Source organism: Streptomyces wuyuanensis (assembly GCF_900103455.1).
Lineage (GTDB): Bacteria > Actinomycetota > Actinomycetes > Streptomycetales > Streptomycetaceae > Streptomyces > Streptomyces wuyuanensis.
Window position 1 is genome coordinate 683,229 of the sequence record NZ_FNHI01000001.1, and the last position, 16,630, is coordinate 699,858.

The following is a 16,630-nucleotide window of genomic DNA, read 5'->3' on the forward strand; positions in this document are numbered from 1 at the left end:
CCCGCCGGAGGGAGCGTCATGGTCCTCGACTTGCTGCTCATCGCCGTCGCCATCACCCTCGACCCGCTGCCCATCATGGCCTTCGTGCTCGTGCTGTCCTCGTACAAGGGCGTCTGGCGGGGACTGGTCTTCATCCTCGCCTGGCTGGCCTGCCTCGTGGCCGTGATCGCGCTGGTGCTGCTGTTCACCGGCGGTCAGCCGCCACCGCCGAGGTCGGCGCCCTCCACGGCCGCCCTCGCGGCCAAACTCGCCATCGGCATCGGGCTGGTCCTCTACGGCGAGTACCGCCGGCGCAAGCGCGGGGCGCCCCACGAGGCCGCCGAGGGGCAGGGCCGGGCCAAGCACGCGTCGGACCCGCACGGCGGTTCGGGCCGGATGTCGCCGTGGTCGGCGGCCGCGCTCGCGGTCTTCCTGCAGCCCTGGGGCCTCGTCGCGGCCGCCGCCACCGTCGTGGTGCGCGCGGACCTCTCCCACGTCGCCACGTACGCGGCCCTGTTCGGGTTCTGCATCCTCGCCACCGCCAGCCTGCTCGCCGCCGAGCTGTACACCGTGTTCGCGCCCGAGGCGGCGGGGGCGCGGCTGAAGCGGCTGCGTACCTGGCTCCAGGAGCACGAGGAGCCGGCCATCATCGTCGGCTCTCTGGTGATGGGCCTGTGGCTGACGGGGAACAGCATCTACCAGCTCACCAGCTGACCCGGCCCGCTCGCGGCGGCCCGCCCGAGGGCCCGGCAGGCCGCGCCGCCGGAGGTGCGAAGCAATCGGGCGAGTGCTCCAATGGCTTACGGGACGCCCCCGGAGGGCGCGCCGAGCGTTCGGCAGGCGAGCCGCCCCGGACCGCTGATGCGCTCGCAAGGAGTGGTCATGAGCGATGACTTCGAAGAAATGGGACCCGTCGACTACCTGGTGGTGGAATTCCCCGGAAACCGCATGACGGGCGAGGGATTTCCGCTGCTCGTCGACCTGGTCGACCGAAAGATCATCCGCATTCTCGACCTGCTGTTCGTCCGCAAGGACACCGACGGCAGCGTCACCGCGCTCGAGCTCACCGACCTGGACGGTGACGGGACACTCGACCTGACCGTCTTCGAAGGGGTGTCCTCCGGCCTGCTGGGCCAGGACGACGTCGAAGAGGCGGCCGCGGCCGTCGAGCCGGGCAACTCCGCCGCCGTCCTGGTGTACGAGAACACCTGGGCCGCACCGCTCGCCCGCGCCATGCGGCGCAGCGGCGCGCAGCTGGTGGCGGGAGGGCGAATCCCCGTCCAGGCACTGCTCGCCGCGCTGGACGAGGTCGAGGGCGTGTCCGGACAGGGAACGTCGGCGGCCTGAGCGTGCTGCCGGTCCCCGGCCGGCGTCCGCCCGCCCCGCGGCGTCACCCGCACGGCCCCGCGCCGTCGCACACACCGGAGACTTCCCCTCACCCGTACGGGAGGACGACATGCCCCGTCTCATCCGCAGTGTGGTCCGCACGGCCGCCATCGCCGGCACCGCGACGGCGGTGTCCAACCGCGTGTCACGCCGGCAGTCGGGCCGGTGGGCACAGCAGGACGAGCAACAGCAGGACCAGCAACAGCAGGCCCAGCAGCAGCAGGCCCAGCAGCAGCCCCAGCAACAGGCCCCCGCGGGTGCTTCGCAGGAGGCGGTGCCCCCGCCGATGCCGCCCGACGACGACATGGGCAGGAAGATCGACAGGCTGAAGGAACTCGGCGAGCTGAAGGCCCAGGGCCTGCTGACCGAGCAGGAGTTCGCGGTCGAGAAGCAGAAGGTCCTCGGCTGAGGGCCGCCGCCGATGACGCAGCCGCAGGCCGGGCCCGAGCGGGAGAACGCCGCGCCGGGGAGCTCCCGGCCGGAGCCCGACGTGCTCCACGGTCTCCTCCTCAGCGCCTCGTACCGACGGGTGCTGCTGTTCTCCGCGCTGATCGGGATCCCGATCTCGCTGATCGCCTTCTGGTTCCTCGTCGCCCTGCACCAGCTCGAGCACCTCATGTGGGACCACCTGCCGAACGCGCTCTTCGGCAACCCGGTCCCGCCGTGGTGGTGGCCGCTGGTGCTGCTGCCGATCGCCGGTCTGATCGTCGGCCTGGTCGTGGCCCGGCTGCCCGGCGCTGGCGGCCACGTCCCCGCGTACGGGCTCCAGCCCGGCGGCGCCTCGGCCAAGGCCCTGCCCGGCGTGGTCATCGCGGCGGCCGCGAGCCTCCCGCTCGGCGCCACACTCGGTCCCGAGGCGCCGCTCATCGCCCTCGGCGGCGGTCTCGCGCTGCTGTTCCGCAACCTCGCGCGCGGCAATGTGACGTCCCAGAACACCGCGCTGCTGGGCGCGGCCGGGGCCGGGGCGGCCATCGCCGTGGTCCTCGGAAACCCGGTGATCGCCGCCGTACTGCTGATGGAGATCATCGGCGTGGGCGGCCCCCGGCTGGTCGCGGTCATGCTGCCGGCACTGCTGTCGAGCGGTGTCGGCTCGCTGGTCTTCACGGGCTTCGGCCGGTGGACCGGACTGCAGACGGGCAGTCTCCGGCTGCCGCTGTCCGGGCCGTTCCCCCACCTCGACGCCGGGGACGTGGGCTGGACCCTGCTCATCGGCGCGGTCGTCGGCGTGCTGGTGCACATGATCCAGGTCGGCGGCCGGCTGGCGGCCGGGCTCGTACGCACCCGGCCCGTCCTCTTCAGCGTCCTGTGCGCCTTCGGAGCGGGCGTCTGCGCCGCCCTCTACACCGGGATCACCGGCCGGACACCCGCGGACGTCGCCTCGTCCGGCCAGAGCACGATGGTGCAGCTGGCGTCCGAACCGGCCTCCTGGGGGGTGGGGGCGCTCGTCGCCGTGCTCGCGTTCAAGGGCCTCGCGTACGCGCTGTGTCTGGGCAGCCTCCGCGGTGGTCCCATCTTCCCCGCCCTGTTCCTCGGCGCCGCGACCGGCGTCCTGCTGGCGCCGCTGCCCGGCCTCGGCGTCATCCCGGGCATGGCGGCCGGCATGGCCGCATCGGCCGGCGCCGCCCTGCGGCTGCCGGTCAGCAGCGTGGTGCTCGTGGCCCTGCTGCTCGGCAGCATCGCCATGACGCCCGTGGTGATCCTGGCGGCCGTGGTCGCGATCATCACCACCGAAGTGCTGCCGGGCGCCCACGGCGCGCCGCCCCCGGAGCCGGCACCGGTGCGTCCGGCCAAGGCCGGCGCGGGGCGGGGAGCGCCGTGAGCGGGGCGTTGAGCACCGAGGAGTTCCGGGCCCTGTGCGAACGGGTCCGCGAGCGGACCCGGCGCGGCCCGGACGACCGGCGCGGCACACTGGGCCACCTCACTCCCGCCCGGGTGGTGGCGGCGACCCGCGAGGTCCTGACGGGACGGACGGTGTCGCTCGGCACGCCCGTCGACACCCGGCCCGGCCCGGACAACCCGGAGCCCGCCCGGCACCGGATGACGGCGCCCGAACCCGGCCGGCCGCTCTCCGACCCGCTGGACTTCGCCCGCGACCGCTTCGCGATGAACGTGCACGGGGACGTCGACAGCCATCTGGACGCCCTGTGCCATGTCATGTACGACGGAACGCTGTACAACGGCGTACCGGCCGGCAGTGTGACTCCGGACGGCGCCACCGAGCTCACCGTGGACGTCGTACGCGACGGAGTCGTGGGCCGCGGCGTGCTCCTGGACATCCCCCGGCTCAGGGGAGTTCCCTGGCTGGAGCCGGGCGAACAGGTCACCGCCGCCGATCTGGCCGCGGCCGAGGCGGCCCAAGGGGTGCACACCGGACCGGGGGACGTGCTGCTGGTCCGGGTGGGGCACCGGCTCAGACGCCGGGAACACGGTCCCTGGAACACGGCGGAGGCCCGCGCCGGACTCCACCCGGAGGCCGTCGAGTTCCTCGTCGACCGGCGCGTCGCGATGCTCGGCAGCGACGGCAACAACGACGCCGCGCCGAGCGCCGTCGCGGGAGTCGGCTTCCCCGTCCACGTCCTGACCGTCCACGCCATGGGGATGCACCTCATGGACTATCTGCAGTTCGAGGAGCTGGCACCGGTCTGCGAGCAGGAGGGCCGCTGGAGCTTCCTCTGCGCGGCCGCGCCGTTGCGTCTGCCGGACGCCACCGGCTCACCCGTCAACCCGATCGCCGTCCTGTGACCGCCGGCCCAGTGACGCCGTGGCGAACCCCGGTTCCCGACTCCGGCCCGCGACCGATCCGAACCCCCGACCCCGAAGCCCCGACCCCCACCCGCCCCCCGAGCCCGAATCGCCCGTACCCGGGCCGGAATCCCGACCCCCCGACCCGGAACCGCGAGAACGGTGGCTGCCATGACCGAATCCCCGCACTACGACGTCATCGTCATCGGCACCGGAGCCGGCGGCGGCACGCTCGCCCATCGCCTCGCGCCCACCGGGCACCGCGTCCTCCTCCTGGAACGCGGCGGCTACCTCCCCCGGGAACGCGACAACTGGGACTCCACGGCCGTCTTCGTCAAGGGCAAGTACCGCGCACCGGAGTTCTGGTACGACAAGTACGGCAACACCTTCCCGCCCGAGGTCAACTACTACGTCGGCGGGAACACCAAGTTCTACGGCGCCGCCCTCTTCCGGCTGCGCCCCCAGGACTTCGGCATCCTCCGCCACCACGACGGTGAGTCCCCGGCGTGGCCGCTGAGCTACGAGGACCTGGAGCCCTACTACACCCAGGCCGAGCACCTCTACCTCGTGCACGGCAGGCACGGGGAGGACCCCACCGAGGGCGTGGTCAGCGGGCAGTACCTCCATCCGCCCGTCGAACACGAGCCGCGCATCCAGCAGTTGAGCGACGACCTCGAGAAGCAGGGCCTGCACCCCTTCCACCTGCCCATCGGGGTCAACCTGAGCCAGGACCGCGACGGCCGGGCCACCCACTCCAGCGTCTGCATCCGCTGCGACCGGGTCGACGGCTTCCCCTGCCTGGTGCGCGGCAAGTCCGACGCCCAGGTCATCTGCGTCGAGCCCGCGCTGGAGCACCCCAACGTGGACCTGATCACCAACGCCCGGGTGACACGGCTGGAGACGGACCCGACGGGCCGCACGGTCACCACCGTCGTCGCCGAACTCGACGACGGCACCCAGGCCCGGTTCTCGTCCCACCTCGTCGCCGTCGCCTGCGGCGCCGTCAACACGGCGGCCCTGCTGCTGGCCTCGGCCGGCGACCGGCACCCCGACGGGCTCGCCAACGGCTCGGGCGTCGTGGGACGCCACTACATGCGGCACAACAACCTGGCGCTGATGGCGGTGTCGAAGGAACCCAACGACACCCGGTTCCAGAAGACCCTCGCCCTGCACGACTGGTACCTGGGCGCGGACGACTGGGAGTACCCCCTCGGCGGCATCCAGATGCTCGGCAAGTCCGATGCCGAGCAGATCCACGGCGAGGCCCCGCGCTGGGCCGGCGCCGTGACGCCCGACATGCCCTTCGAGGTGCTGGCCCACCACGCCGTCGACTTCTGGCTCTGCGGCGAGGACCTCCCCGACCCCGGCAACCGCGTCACCCTGGACCGGGACGGGGCCATCCATCTCGCGCTCGACGAGAAGAACAACATCACCGGGCTGAACCGGCTGCGCCACAAGCTGCAGAGCATGCTGGGCCGGCTGGGCATGCACGAGCACCATCTGCTGCCGCACAGCATCTATCTCCACAAGGGGATGCCCATCGGGGCCACCGCCCACCAGGCCGGCACGGTCCGCTTCGGCAACGACCCGACGAGCTCCGCCCTCGACGCCAACTGCAAGGCCCACGAACTCGACAACCTCTACGTCGTCGACACCAGCTTCTTCCCGAGCATCGGCGCGGTGAACCCCTCCCTGACCGCCATGGCCAACGCCCTGCGCGTCGGGGACCACATGACCGAGCGGCTCCGCGGCTGAGCCGACCGGGCGAACATCGGCCACCCAACGGCCGACACGGCAGTGCGCTGTCCGCCTGACGGCACGCGCCGGTGGTTCCGTGGCGCGCGGGTTCCGTCCAGCGCCGCCGCGGCCCCGGGCCGCAGGCAGGCACGTTCCCAGGAGGCATCGTGAATTCCCAGGCCGGAGCGGCACCGTACCCGGTTCCGCAGCTGCTGAAGGGCCAGAAGGCACTGGTCACCGGCGCCAACTCGGGCATCGGGAAGGCGACGGCGATCGCCCTCGGCCGGGCCGGCGCGGACGTCGTCGTCAACTTCGTGGCGGGCCAGGAAGCCGCCGACGAGGTCGTCAAGGAGATCACCGCCACCGGTGTCCGCGCCTACGCCCACGAGGCCGACGTCTCCGACGAGGAGCAGGTCGTCGAGATGACGCGCCGGATGGTCGAGGAGTTCGGCACCATCGACATCCTCGTCGCCAACGCCGGCCTCCAGCGGGACGCCGCACTCACCGACATGACGCTCGCCCAGTGGCAGAAGGTCATCGACGTCAACCTCACCGGCCAGTTCCTGTGCGCCCGCGAGGCGGTCAAGGAGTTCCTGCGGCGCGGCGTCGTCCCCGGGGTGTCGCGCGCCGCCGGGAAGATCGTCTGCATGAGCTCGGTCCACCAGATCATCCCCTGGGCCGGCCACGTCAACTACGCCTCCTCCAAGGGCGGCGTGCAGATGATGATGGAGACCCTCGCCCAGGAGCTCGCCCCGAAGAAGATCCGGGTCAACGCGGTCGCGCCGGGCGCCATCAAGACCCCGATCAACACCGACGCCTGGGACACCCCGGACGCCGAACGGGACCTGCTCACACTCATCCCGTACGCCCGCGTCGGCGACCCCGAGGACATCGCCCACGCGGTCGTCGCCCTCTCCTCCGACCTCATGGACTACGTGGTCGGCACCACGCTGTACGTCGACGGAGGCATGACCCTCTTCCCCGGGTTCGCCACCGGCGGCTGACGCCGCGCACGACCCGAAGGGCTCCGACGACCGAAGGCACACATGCACAATCCGGTACCCCTGCCGGCCGGGGCGCACCTGCTGCTCGCGGAGGCACCCGCGCAACTGCTCCCGGCCCGGGAGCTGATGGCGTTCACGCTCGCCTCCCACATCATCCTCGTGCCGATGGGGGTCGCGCTGCCGCTGATCACACTGATCATGCACTACCGCGGACTGCGCCGGCACGACCCCACCGCCCTGCTGCTCGCCCGGCGCTGGTCGGCCGTCATGGCCATCCAGTTCGCCGTCGGAGTCGTCACCGGCACCGTCCTCTCCTTCGAGTTCGGGCTGCTCTGGCCGGGACTCATGGGCCGCTGGGGCGACGTCTTCGGCATCGGGTTCGGCGTCGAGGCATGGGCGTTCTTCCTGGAGGCCATCCTCATCGCCATCTACCTCTACGGCTGGCGGCGGCTCCCGGCGAGGACGCACTTCCTCCTCGGAGTGCCGCTGCCGGCCACCGCGCTCCTCGGGGCCTTCGGCATCCTGGCGGCCAACTCGTGGATGAACACGCCCCGCGGCTTCCGGCTCGACTCCGCGGGCAACCCCGTGGACGTCGACGTCTGGAAGGCGATCTTCACCCCGATGTTCGGGCCGCAGTACTGGCACTTCGTCGTGGCGATGTTCGTGACCGCCGGATACGTCGTCGCGGGCGTCTACGCCGTCGGGATCCTCAGGGGGCGCAGGGACCGCTACCACCGGCTCGGCTTCGCGGTGCCGTTCACCGTCGCCGCAGTCTTCACGCCCATCCAGTTCGTCCTCGGCGACTCCATCGCCCGCTCCGTCTTCCAGAAGCAGCCGGTGAAGTTCGCGGCGATGGAACTCGTGTGGGAGACCGACACCCACGTCCCGGAGTACCTCTTCGGCCGCCTGCACCCGGACGGCACCGTCACCGGCGGCATCAAGATCCCCCAACTCGACTCCATCCTTGCGGGGTTCAGGCCCGACACCAAGGTCACCGGCCTCACCTCGGTGCCCGCCTCCGACCGGCCCAACCCCACCCAGGCCACGATCGCCCACTGGGCCTTCGACATCATGGTCGTCATCGGCTCTCTGCTGGTCCTGCTCGTGCTCTGGTACGCGTGGGTCGTCTGGCGCCGACGGAAGCGTCCCGCGCCCCAACGGCTCCCGGAGTCACGGTGGTTCTACCGCAGCGCGGCGTGCGCCGGGGTCGCCTCCGTCGTCGCCGTCGAATGCGGCTGGATCACCACCGAGGTGGGGCGGCAGCCCTGGATCGTCTACCAGAACATGCGGGTGGCGGAGGCGGTCACGGCGACCCGGTCCTCCACGCTATGGATCATGTTCGGCGTCGTGATCGTCGTGTACGTCTTCATCTTCGGCTCGTTCCTCGCACTGCTGCTCAGGATGCGCACCCGCTGGCGGCTCGCGGACGCGGCGGGGGGGACGGACTCCCCGGCCGAGAGCCCCGAGGCCGAGACACCGTACGGCCCGCGCGCGCCCGTAGCCGGCCCGGCCACCGGCACCGGGGCCCGGGCGGGGAAGGACGGGACGCCGTGACGACAGCGGGAGTCATCGCCCTGGTACTGCTGCTCGCCGTCGCCGCCTACGCCTGCGCCGGCGGCACCGACTACGGCGCCGGGTTCTGGGACCTCACCGCCGGCGGCGCCGAGCGCGGCAAACGGCCCAGGTGGCTGATCGACCACGCCATGGCGCCCGTGTGGGAGGTCAACAACGTCTGGCTGATCTTCGTCCTGGTCATCATGTGGACCGGATTCCCGGTGCTGTTCCAGACGGTGTTCTCGTCGATGTGGCTGCCGCTGGCCCTGGCCGCGGTCGGCATGGTCCTGCGCGGCGCCGGATTCGCGCTGCGCAAGCCGATGAAGCGCGTGGCCGGACGGCGGCTGTACGGGGCTCTGTTCGCCGTCTCCTCGCTGCTCACCCCCTACTTCCTCGGCGCCGCCGTCGGCGGCGTCGCCTCCGGCCGGGCCGCGCCCGGCACGGTCGCCTCGGCGCACGCCTGGGCCAATCCGACGTCCTTCTTCTTCGGGCTGCTGACGGTGACGGCGACCGCCTTCCTCGGCGCGGTGTTCCTCTCCTGCGACGCGGAACGCTGGGACGCCCCCGATCTCGTCGGCTACTTCCGGCGCCGGGCCCTGGCCTCCCTGGCCGTCGTCGTGCTGCTCGGCGCCGCCGCCTTCCTCGTCGTCCGCGGCGACGCCCCCCACCTGTGGCACGGACTCACCCACGGAGCGGGCCTGGTGCTCGTCGTCGTGGCCGTGGTCTGCACGGTCGGGACGGCGGTGATGCTCCTGCGGGGACACGCCCGCTGGTCCCGGTTCACCGCGACGGGCATGGTCGCCGCCGCCGTCGTCGCCTGGGGCGTGGCCCAGCGCCCGTACCTCATCCCGACCTCCCTGACGGTCGAGGAGGCGGCGGGCGCCCCCTCGACACTGGTGTGGCTGCTGTTCGTCAGCCTCGGCGCCGTGGTCCTCGTCGGTCCCGCGCTCGTCCTGCTCTACTGGCTCGACACCCACGGCGAACTGGAGTCCCTCACCGAGTCCGATCTGCGGCAGGGCGGGGGCGGCAGCGCCGCCGGGCGCGACTGACGGCCGCGCATGCTTCCCCCCGACCAGTTCCTCCTGGGCATCGCCCTGACCGTGCTGCTCGCCGTCGGCTCCCAGATCGTCGCGAGCAGGCTGCGCGTCCCGGCGCTGATCCTGCTCCTGCCCGCCGGGTTCACGGCCGGTGCCCTCACCGACGTCGTCCACCCCGACAAGCTGGCGCCGGGCAACTTCTCGTCCATCGTCTCGCTGTCCGTCGCGGTGATCCTCTACGACGCCGGCCTCGGCCTCCGGCTGCGCCAGCTGCGGGGCGCCACCCGCTCGGTGGTGCTCCGCCTCCTGGTCCTCGGCGTCCTCGCCACCTGGGCGTCCGTCATGGCGCTCGCCCCCGCGCTGTTCGGCGTCCCCTTCCCCGTGGCCGTGCTGCTGGGCGCCGTTCTCGTCGTCTCGGGACCCACGGTGGTGGGCCCGCTGCTCGACCACGTACGGCCCCCGGACCGGGTGCGGCGCATCCTGATCTGGGAGGGGACCCTGATCGACCCGGTCGGCGCCATCCTCGGGACCCTCGTCCTGCACTCCCTGATCGCCGGCGACTTCCGGCTCAGCCGCGGCTTCCACCCGGGCGAGTTCGCGCTGAGCTGGCTGGTCGGGCTGGTGGGCGGCGCGGTGGGCGCCGCCGTGCTGTGGTTCCTCCTCCACCGGCTCAGGCTGGGCGAGTCGCTGGGGACGCTCGCCCAACTGGCCACGGTGGTCGCGGTCTCGGCGGGCTGCGACATCGTGCGCGACGACACGGGGCTGATCGCCGCGGTCGTGGCGGGACTCGCCGTCGCCAATCTCCCGGGCCTGGGCATGCCGGCCCGGCGCCCGTTCTTCGAGACCCTCGTCCAGCTCATCATCGGCCTGCTGTTCGTGACCATCTCGGCCGGAGTGGCCCCCTCGTCCGTCCGGCCCGTGCTGCTGCCCACGCTCGCCCTGATCGGCGCGCTCGTCCTGGTGGTCCGGCCGCTGGTCGCCTGGATCTCCACCCACGGCCGCGCACTGCCGCGCGGGGAGCGCGCGTTCACCGCCTGGATGGCGCCTCGCGGCATCGTCGCCGCGTCCACCGCCTCCGCCTTCGCCGCCACGCTGGCCGGCGCAGGGCTGCCCGGCTCGGACAAGATCCTCCCGGTCACCTTCCTGGTGATCGTGGGAACCGTCCTCGTCTACGGGCTGACCGCGGCACCGGTCGCCGCCGCGCTGGGCATCAACCGGCCGGCCCGTGCCCGGCCGCTGCTCGTCGGCGGCCGGCCCTGGTCGGTCGACCTGGCCCGGTGCCTGACGTCCGCCGGGCTCGACGTGACGATGTGGACGGCGACGGAGGAACAGCGGCAGCAGGTCCGGCGCGCCGGGATCGAACCCGCCCCCGGGGAACTCCTCGCCACGGCGACCGACCCGTCCGGGCGGCTCGAGGAGGTCACCGCCGTCCTCCTGCTCACGGACGACGACGACTTCAACGCGCTGGTCTCCGTCGTCGCACGGGACAGCGTCGACGGACCCGTCCACCGCGTCGGCCCGCCGCCCGACGGCCCCGGGGCGGTCGCCACCCGCACCGGACCGGACGTGCTCTTCCGACCTGGCCTCGGGCGGGACGCGCTGGCGGCCCGCCACGAACAGGGCGCCCGGTTCACGGTGGGTGCGCCGGGCGAGGGACCGCCGCCCGGCCACGACGCCCTGTTCGTCCTGCGGGCCGACGGCCGTCTGGACCCGGTCACCGAGGCGCGGCCCGCCCGGCCGGGCCCGGGGGACCGGCTCGTGCTGCTGGGCCCGGCTCCCGGCGGGCGCCCCGCGCAGGGACCGCCCGCCGGGGGCCGGTGAACGGCCCCCGGCGGGCGGTCAGAGGTTGGACTCCGCCGGGGCGTGCCGCGGACGGCTCTCCCCGCGTGCGCGGTTCAGCTCCGCGTCCAGCGTGAGCGCCGTGTCGATGAACGCGAGATGGGTGAACGCCTGCGGGAAGTTCCCCAGCTGGCGTCCGGTCAGGTCGATCTCCTCGGAGTAGAGCCCCAGGTGGTTGGCGTACGTGAGCATCTTCTCCAGCACGAGCCTCGACTGGTTCAGCCTGCCGGCCCGCGCCAGCGCGTCGACGTACATGAAGGTGCACAGCGAGAAGGTGCCCTCGGAGCCGCGCAGACCGTCCGGGGACGCCTCGGGGTTGTACCGGTAGACCAGGCTGTCGTTCACCAGTTCGCGGTCCATGGCGTCGAGCGTGGCCGTCCACATCGGGTCGTCGGGGGTGATGAACCCCACCGTGGACATCCGGACGAGGGACGAGTCGAGCACGTCGGTGTCGTAGTGCTGCACGAACGCCTGCCGCTCCTCGTTCCACCCGCGGGTGAGGACCTGGTGGTACAGCCTGTCCCGCGCATGGGACCAGCGGGCGAGCGAGGCCGGGCGGCCGCTCGCCGCGGCGAGCCGCAGCGCCCGGTCGAAGGCGACCCAGGACATGACCCGTCCGTAGGTGAAGTTCTTGCGCCCGCCCCGGGTCTCCCAGAGCCCCTCGTCGGGCTGGTCCCAGTGGTCGGTGAGCCAGTCGAGGAGCGTGCGCAGCGAGGTCCAGCCGCGGTGGTCGAGCTGGATGCCCCGCTCGTGCGCGAAGAAGATGCTGTCCAGCGCCTCGCCGTAGATGTCGAGCTGGAGCTGGGAGGCCGCGCCGTTGCCGATCCGGACCGGGCTGGAGCCCTCGTAGCCCGCCCAGTTGTCGAGGATGTCCTCCTCGAGGTCGGAGGAGCCGTCGACCCGGTACATGATGTTCAGCGGTCCCGATTCGCCGTCGCGGCCGGCCGTCTCGTGGACGCGGTCGCGCAGCCAGCCGATGAACGCCTGGGCCTCGCCGGTGAAGCCGAGGCCCAGCAGCGCGTACACGGAGAAGGAGGCGTCGCGGATCCAGGTGAACCGGTAGTCCCAGTTCCGCTCGCCGCCCAGTTGCTCGGGCAGCCCGGCCGTCGGGGCCGCCACGATCGCCCCGGTCGGCGCGTACGTCATCAGCTTCAGCGTGATCGCCGACCGCTCGACCGCCTCCCTCCAGCGGCCCGAGTAGCGGGACTGGCTGAGCCAGTCGCGCCAGAACTGCACGGTCTCGTCGAAGAGCTGCATGAACTCGGCGTGGTGGATGTGCCGCGGCGGGCCGTCCGCGAAGGTCTCCAGGACCACCCCGCGCTCCTGGCCGGCCTCCAGGGTGAGGGTGAAGTGCATGTCGTGGTCGCCCAGGTCGAGGGGGACCAGCCGGACGTCCTCCGGCTCCCGGACCGCGTGGACGGTCAGCTCCAGGTCGTCGGCGGCGAACACCGCCCCGCGCTCGGTGTAGTGCAGCTTGTGCGGGGAGCGGCCGTAGTTGAATCGCGGAACGATGTCGACCTTGAAGGTGAGGCTGCCGCGGACACAGCGCAGCAGCCGCACCAGCCGGTGCCGCCGGGTGGCCGTGGGGCCCGTGACCGGCATGAAGTCGACGACCTCGCCCGCGCCCGCCTCGGTCATGAAGCGGGTGACCAGGACGGCGGTGTCGGGAAGGTACAACTGCTTGGTGGCGTACGTCCGGTCCACGGGAGCGACCTTGAAGTACCCGCCGTTGTCGCTGTCCAGCAGCGAGCCGAAGACGCTCGGCGAGTCGAATCGCGGGGTGCAGTACCAGTCGATCGTCCCCTGTGTGCTGATCAGAGCCGCGGTCTGCAGGTCACCGATCAGCCCGTGGTCCTCGATGAGGGGGTAGTCGCCCATCCCGAGCCCCTTTCGCTCTGGGTCGCGAGCGGATGCCGCCCCATCAGCTTAGGTAATGCATGCATTCCGGGCTTTTCGGGACTGTTCGCCAAGTACGGGGAAGGGCTCCACCGTGGAGGCGAGAACCGCACGACGGAAGACGAGCCGACGGGTCCGCGCGCCCCTGTCCTGGGCGACGGCCTTCGCGCTGCGCCAGTACGTGATGGCGTGCCTCTGGATCGTTCCGCTGCTCGGGATCGTCCTCGGCTCGCTCCTCGCGGACGCCGCGGTGGCGCTCGACGGCGCCGTCCGGGTGCCGGAGGAGTGGCGGTACTCCACCTCCACCGCCGGCAGCGTCCTCAGCTCCATCGTCGGTGCCATGATCGCCCTGCTGGGCTTCGTCGTGACCATCGGCATCCTCGTCGTCCAGCAGGCCACCGGGACGCTCTCGCCGCGCTACATGCGGCTCTGGTACCGGGACCGGCTCCAGAAGGCCGTGCTCGCGACCTTCACCGGGACCTTCGCCTTCGCCTTCTCGCTGCTGCGCAGCATCGAGGCGGACTTCGTGCCCGATCTCGGCGTCACCCTGGCGGGAGCGGCGGTCGCCGCGAGCCTGGTGCTGCTGTTGATGTATCTCAACCGCTTCATCCACAATCTGCGGCCGGTGGCCATCGCGGCCCTGGTCGCCCGGGCGGGGCGGCGTGTGATCCACCAGGGGGCGCTGCTTGCCGCGAGCGGGACGCTCCGGCAGGCGGACGGGGCGCCCGCGCCGCCCGCGGGCCCGGTGACGCCGGTTCTCTGCGCGACCGGCGGTGCGCTCCAGGGCTTCCACCCGGCCCGGCTCGCGGCGCTCGCCGAGCGGTACGACTCCTACATCGTCCTCACCCACCCGGTGGGGGACTTCGTGCCGCCCGGCGCGACGCTGTTCGAGGTCCGCGGCTCCTCGCCGCCACCCTCCCGTGAGCTGACCGGCCTGGTCGCGCTCGGCGTCGAACGGACGATCGAGCAGGACCCCGCATTCGGGCTGCGCATCCTGGTGGACATCGCCATCAGGGCGCTCTCCCCGGCGGTGAACGACCCCACGACCGCGGTGCAGGTCCTGAACCACATCGAGGCGTTCCTGCACACCATCGGGCGTCTGCGGCTGAGCGGGCGCTACACCCTCCACGACGCCCGCGGCGTGCCCCGGCTCGAGGTCCCCGGCCGCTCGTGGGAGGACTTCCTCCAGCTCGCCGTCACGGAGATCCGCGAGTACGGCGCCGGCTCCCTGCAGATCTGCCGGCGCCTGCGGGCACTGTTCGACGGACTCCTGGACGCCGGGCTGCCCGAGGGGCACCTCGAGGCGGTGCGGACCGAACTGCGTCTCCTCGACGAGGCGGTCGACCGCGAGTACTCCGACCCGGACCGGCGGACCGCCGCGCTGACCCCCGACCGCCAGGGCATCGGGGGAGGTGCGGGGCGGCGGATGTGAGCGGGTGCCGGTCACGCCCGGTGCCCGGAAGATGACAAGCGGAACATGGCGTACGGGGTGTGGCATACGGGGTGTGACATGGCACACGGCGCGCGATGTGCCGTGCCACGCCGGGCACCCCGTCCCGGGCGGGCGAGCGGACGGTCCGCGCCGCGGGCGCTCAGGGCCGGGGCGGCCCCCGGATGGCACAATCGGGCACGGCGGGCGCCGCCCGCCTCCGGTGATCCGGAACGCCCGCACGACCCGCAGGGACGCCTTGAGCACGTACCGCGACTTCGCCCACCGAGGCTCCGCCCGCGCCACGGTCCTGCGGACCGTCGGCACCCGGGAACGGCGCTCCCACCTCACCGCGCCGCGCGTCCCCACCGTGGGCATCGACATCGGCGGCACCAAGGTGATGGCCGGTGTCGTCGACGCCGACGGGGTGATCCTGGAGAAGCTCCGCACGGAGACCCCGGACAAGTCCAAGAGCCCCAAGGTCGTTGAGGACACCATCGTGGAGCTGGTCCTCGACCTCTCCGACCGGCACGACGTGCACGCCGTCGGAATCGGCGCGGCGGGCTGGGTGGACGCCGACCGGTCCAAGGTGCTCTTCGCCCCGCACCTGGCCTGGCGCAACGAGCCGCTGCGGGACTCGCTGCAGAACCGTCTCGCCGTCCCGGTCATGGTCGACAACGACGCGAACACCGCCGCCTGGGCCGAGTGGCGCTTCGGCGCCGGCCGCGGCGAGGACCATCTCGTCATGATCACGCTCGGTACCGGCATCGGCGGCGCGATCCTGGAGGACGGCCAGGTCAAGCGGGGCAAGTTCGGCGTCGCCGGCGAGTTCGGCCATATGCAGGTCGTGCCCGGGGGGCACCGCTGCCCGTGCGGCAACCGCGGCTGCTGGGAGCAGTACAGCTCCGGCAATGCGCTGGTCCGCGAGGCGCGCGAGCTGGCCGCCGCGGACTCGCCGGTCGCCTACAACATCATCGAGCGGGTCAAGGGCAGCGTCCCGGACATCACCGGCCCGCTGATCACCGAGCTGGCCCGGGAGGGCGACGCCATGTGCGTCGAGCTCCTCCAGGACATCGGGCAGTGGCTCGGCGTCGGCATCGCCAACCTCGCCGCCGCCCTCGACCCGTCGTGCTTCGTCATCGGCGGTGGCGTCAGCGCCGCCGACGACCTGCTCATCGGCCCCGCCCGGGACGCCTTCCGGCGCCATCTCACCGGCCGCGGCTACCGGCCCGAGGCCCGTATCGCCAAGGCCCAGCTCGGGCCCGAGGCGGGTATGGTCGGCGCGGCCGACCTCGCGCGGCTCGTCGCCCGCCGGTTCCGCCGCGCCAAGCGGCGCCGCGTCGAGCGGTTCGAGAGATACGAGCGCTACGCCCAGGTCCTCCGCAGCGCCGGAGGGCTCGGCGACACCGGCGACAGTGCCCGCCCCACCCCCCAGGACCCCGAGTGAAGACCCTCCCCCGACAGACCGCACCCGTGGAAGAGAACGCGCGTCCCCCCGAGAACCGGCGGCACATGATCTGGCGCCGTGTGCTGACCGCGGTCGTCATCGTGCTGCTCATCGGCATCCCCGCCGGATACCTGGTGATCTCCGCGGAGCAGAGCAGGGACAGCGGCCGGGACAAGGAGGCCGAGTCGTCGGCGACCGGGTTGCGCGAGAACTGGCCGTCCAAGATGAAGCGCCGGGTCTTCGAGGTGCCGATCCCGGGCCGGTCCACCGAGGTCGCCTACTACGAGACCAGCAACTGGAAGTCGAGCCGGCTGTACGTCAAGTTCCGTACGACCGCCGGCGGGCTCGACGCGTTCCTGAACGACGTCGGTACCAGTCGTGCGCGGCTGAAGACCGGCGCGGTCGCCATCGGCGAGCGCGACGCCGCCACCGTCGGCTGGGTCTTCCGTCCCGACGCCGCGTGGGCCGGCACCTCGCACAAGCAGCGCGATCCCCGTCCCAGCCAGGACATCGCCGTGGATCTGACCGATCCGTCCGCACCCATGGTGTTTGTGGTCTCGACCGCGACCCCCTGATCCGG

The 16,630-nt window shown here is 72.4% G+C and carries 14 protein-coding genes; 13 read left to right on the plus strand and 1 reads right to left on the minus strand.

The genetic code is table 11. The features are described from left to right. The first annotated feature begins 18 nt into the window (after positions 1–18). The 10 genes from BLT82_RS02885 to BLT82_RS02930 all read left to right on the plus strand — a co-directional run bounded on the left by BLT82_RS02885 (position 19) and on the right by BLT82_RS02930 (position 11,260). Positions 19–693, plus strand: coding sequence for a GAP family protein (locus BLT82_RS02885; protein ID WP_093652152.1), 675 nt, complete (start codon positions 19–21; stop codon positions 691–693). Positions 694–861: 168 nt separating this feature from the next. Further along, the gene (locus BLT82_RS02890; RefSeq protein WP_208867654.1) at positions 862–1,326 is read left to right on the plus strand and encodes a DUF6325 family protein; all 465 of its coding nucleotides are present in this window, start codon (positions 862–864) and stop codon (positions 1,324–1,326) included. 109 nt (positions 1,327–1,435) lie between these two features. Beyond that, positions 1,436–1,774: an SHOCT domain-containing protein gene (locus BLT82_RS02895; protein WP_093652153.1), complete on the plus strand. Its 339-nt coding sequence runs from the start codon at positions 1,436–1,438 to the stop codon at positions 1,772–1,774. A gap of 12 nt (positions 1,775–1,786) precedes the next feature. Continuing rightward, positions 1,787–3,184 carry a chloride channel protein gene (locus BLT82_RS02900; RefSeq protein WP_093652154.1) on the plus strand — a complete coding sequence of 466 codons (1,398 nt, stop codon included), beginning with the start codon at positions 1,787–1,789 and terminating at the stop codon, positions 3,182–3,184. Positions 3,185–3,192: 8 nt separating this feature from the next. Continuing rightward, positions 3,193–4,107, plus strand: a complete 915-nt coding sequence (locus BLT82_RS02905; RefSeq protein WP_093652155.1) for a cyclase family protein — start codon at positions 3,193–3,195, stop codon at positions 4,105–4,107. Between the two features lie 171 nt (positions 4,108–4,278). Further along, positions 4,279–5,862, plus strand: a complete 1,584-nt coding sequence (locus tag BLT82_RS02910; protein WP_093652156.1) for a GMC oxidoreductase — start codon at positions 4,279–4,281, stop codon at positions 5,860–5,862. Between the two features lie 191 nt (positions 5,863–6,053). After that, complete coding sequence (locus tag BLT82_RS02915) at positions 6,054–6,848, plus strand: SDR family oxidoreductase (protein ID WP_093652246.1); 795 nt, start codon at positions 6,054–6,056, stop codon at positions 6,846–6,848. Positions 6,849–6,890: 42 nt separating this feature from the next. Next, positions 6,891–8,402: a cytochrome ubiquinol oxidase subunit I gene (locus BLT82_RS02920; RefSeq protein ID WP_093652157.1), complete on the plus strand. Its 1,512-nt coding sequence runs from the start codon at positions 6,891–6,893 to the stop codon at positions 8,400–8,402. Continuing rightward, positions 8,399–9,451 carry a cytochrome d ubiquinol oxidase subunit II gene (locus tag BLT82_RS02925; protein ID WP_093652158.1) on the plus strand — a complete coding sequence of 351 codons (1,053 nt, stop codon included), beginning with the start codon at positions 8,399–8,401 and terminating at the stop codon, positions 9,449–9,451. Before BLT82_RS02920 ends, BLT82_RS02925 begins: the two co-directional genes overlap by 4 nt. 9 nt (positions 9,452–9,460) lie before the next feature. Continuing rightward, complete coding sequence (locus tag BLT82_RS02930) at positions 9,461–11,260, plus strand: cation:proton antiporter (protein ID WP_093652159.1); 1,800 nt, start codon at positions 9,461–9,463, stop codon at positions 11,258–11,260. An 18-nt stretch (positions 11,261–11,278) separates the two neighbouring features. Here the strand turns inward: BLT82_RS02930 and BLT82_RS02935 are convergent, their stop codons facing one another. Continuing rightward, positions 11,279–13,156 carry a glycoside hydrolase family 15 protein gene (locus tag BLT82_RS02935; protein WP_093652160.1) on the minus strand — a complete coding sequence of 626 codons (1,878 nt, stop codon included), beginning with the start codon at positions 13,154–13,156 and terminating at the stop codon, positions 11,279–11,281. Positions 13,157–13,268: 112 nt separating this feature from the next. Between BLT82_RS02935 and BLT82_RS02940 the strand changes: the two genes are divergently transcribed. The 3 genes from BLT82_RS02940 to BLT82_RS02950 all read left to right on the plus strand — a co-directional run bounded on the left by BLT82_RS02940 (position 13,269) and on the right by BLT82_RS02950 (position 16,625). Further along, positions 13,269–14,606 (plus strand): DUF2254 domain-containing protein, encoded by a 1,338-nt coding sequence (locus BLT82_RS02940; RefSeq protein WP_244291801.1) that lies wholly within the window; start codon positions 13,269–13,271, stop codon positions 14,604–14,606. A gap of 256 nt (positions 14,607–14,862) precedes the next feature. Continuing rightward, positions 14,863–16,050, plus strand: a complete 1,188-nt coding sequence (locus BLT82_RS02945; RefSeq protein WP_093652161.1) for an ROK family glucokinase — start codon at positions 14,863–14,865, stop codon at positions 16,048–16,050. Positions 16,051–16,115: 65 nt separating this feature from the next. Then, positions 16,116–16,625, plus strand: coding sequence for a hypothetical protein (locus BLT82_RS02950; RefSeq protein ID WP_093652248.1), 510 nt, complete (start codon positions 16,116–16,118; stop codon positions 16,623–16,625). The last annotated feature ends 5 nt before the right edge of the window (positions 16,626–16,630 follow it).

Excerpts from the sequence above, each read along its gene's own strand:
- BLT82_RS02885 (WP_093652152.1), top strand. The coding sequence starts at position 19 with ATGGTCCTCGACTTGCTGCTCATCGCCGTCGCCATCACCCTCGACCCG.
- BLT82_RS02890 (WP_208867654.1), top strand. The coding sequence starts at position 862 with ATGAGCGATGACTTCGAAGAAATGGGACCCGTCGACTACCTGGTGGTG.
- BLT82_RS02895 (WP_093652153.1), top strand. The coding sequence starts at position 1,436 with ATGCCCCGTCTCATCCGCAGTGTGGTCCGCACGGCCGCCATCGCCGGC.
- BLT82_RS02900 (WP_093652154.1), top strand. The coding sequence starts at position 1,787 with ATGACGCAGCCGCAGGCCGGGCCCGAGCGGGAGAACGCCGCGCCGGGG.
- BLT82_RS02910 (WP_093652156.1), top strand. The coding sequence starts at position 4,279 with ATGACCGAATCCCCGCACTACGACGTCATCGTCATCGGCACCGGAGCC.
- BLT82_RS02920 (WP_093652157.1), top strand. The coding sequence starts at position 6,891 with ATGCACAATCCGGTACCCCTGCCGGCCGGGGCGCACCTGCTGCTCGCG.
- BLT82_RS02930 (WP_093652159.1), top strand. The coding sequence starts at position 9,461 with ATGCTTCCCCCCGACCAGTTCCTCCTGGGCATCGCCCTGACCGTGCTG.
- BLT82_RS02935 (WP_093652160.1), bottom strand. The coding sequence starts at position 13,156 with ATGGGCGACTACCCCCTCATCGAGGACCACGGGCTGATCGGTGACCTG.
- BLT82_RS02950 (WP_093652248.1), top strand. The coding sequence starts at position 16,116 with ATGATCTGGCGCCGTGTGCTGACCGCGGTCGTCATCGTGCTGCTCATC.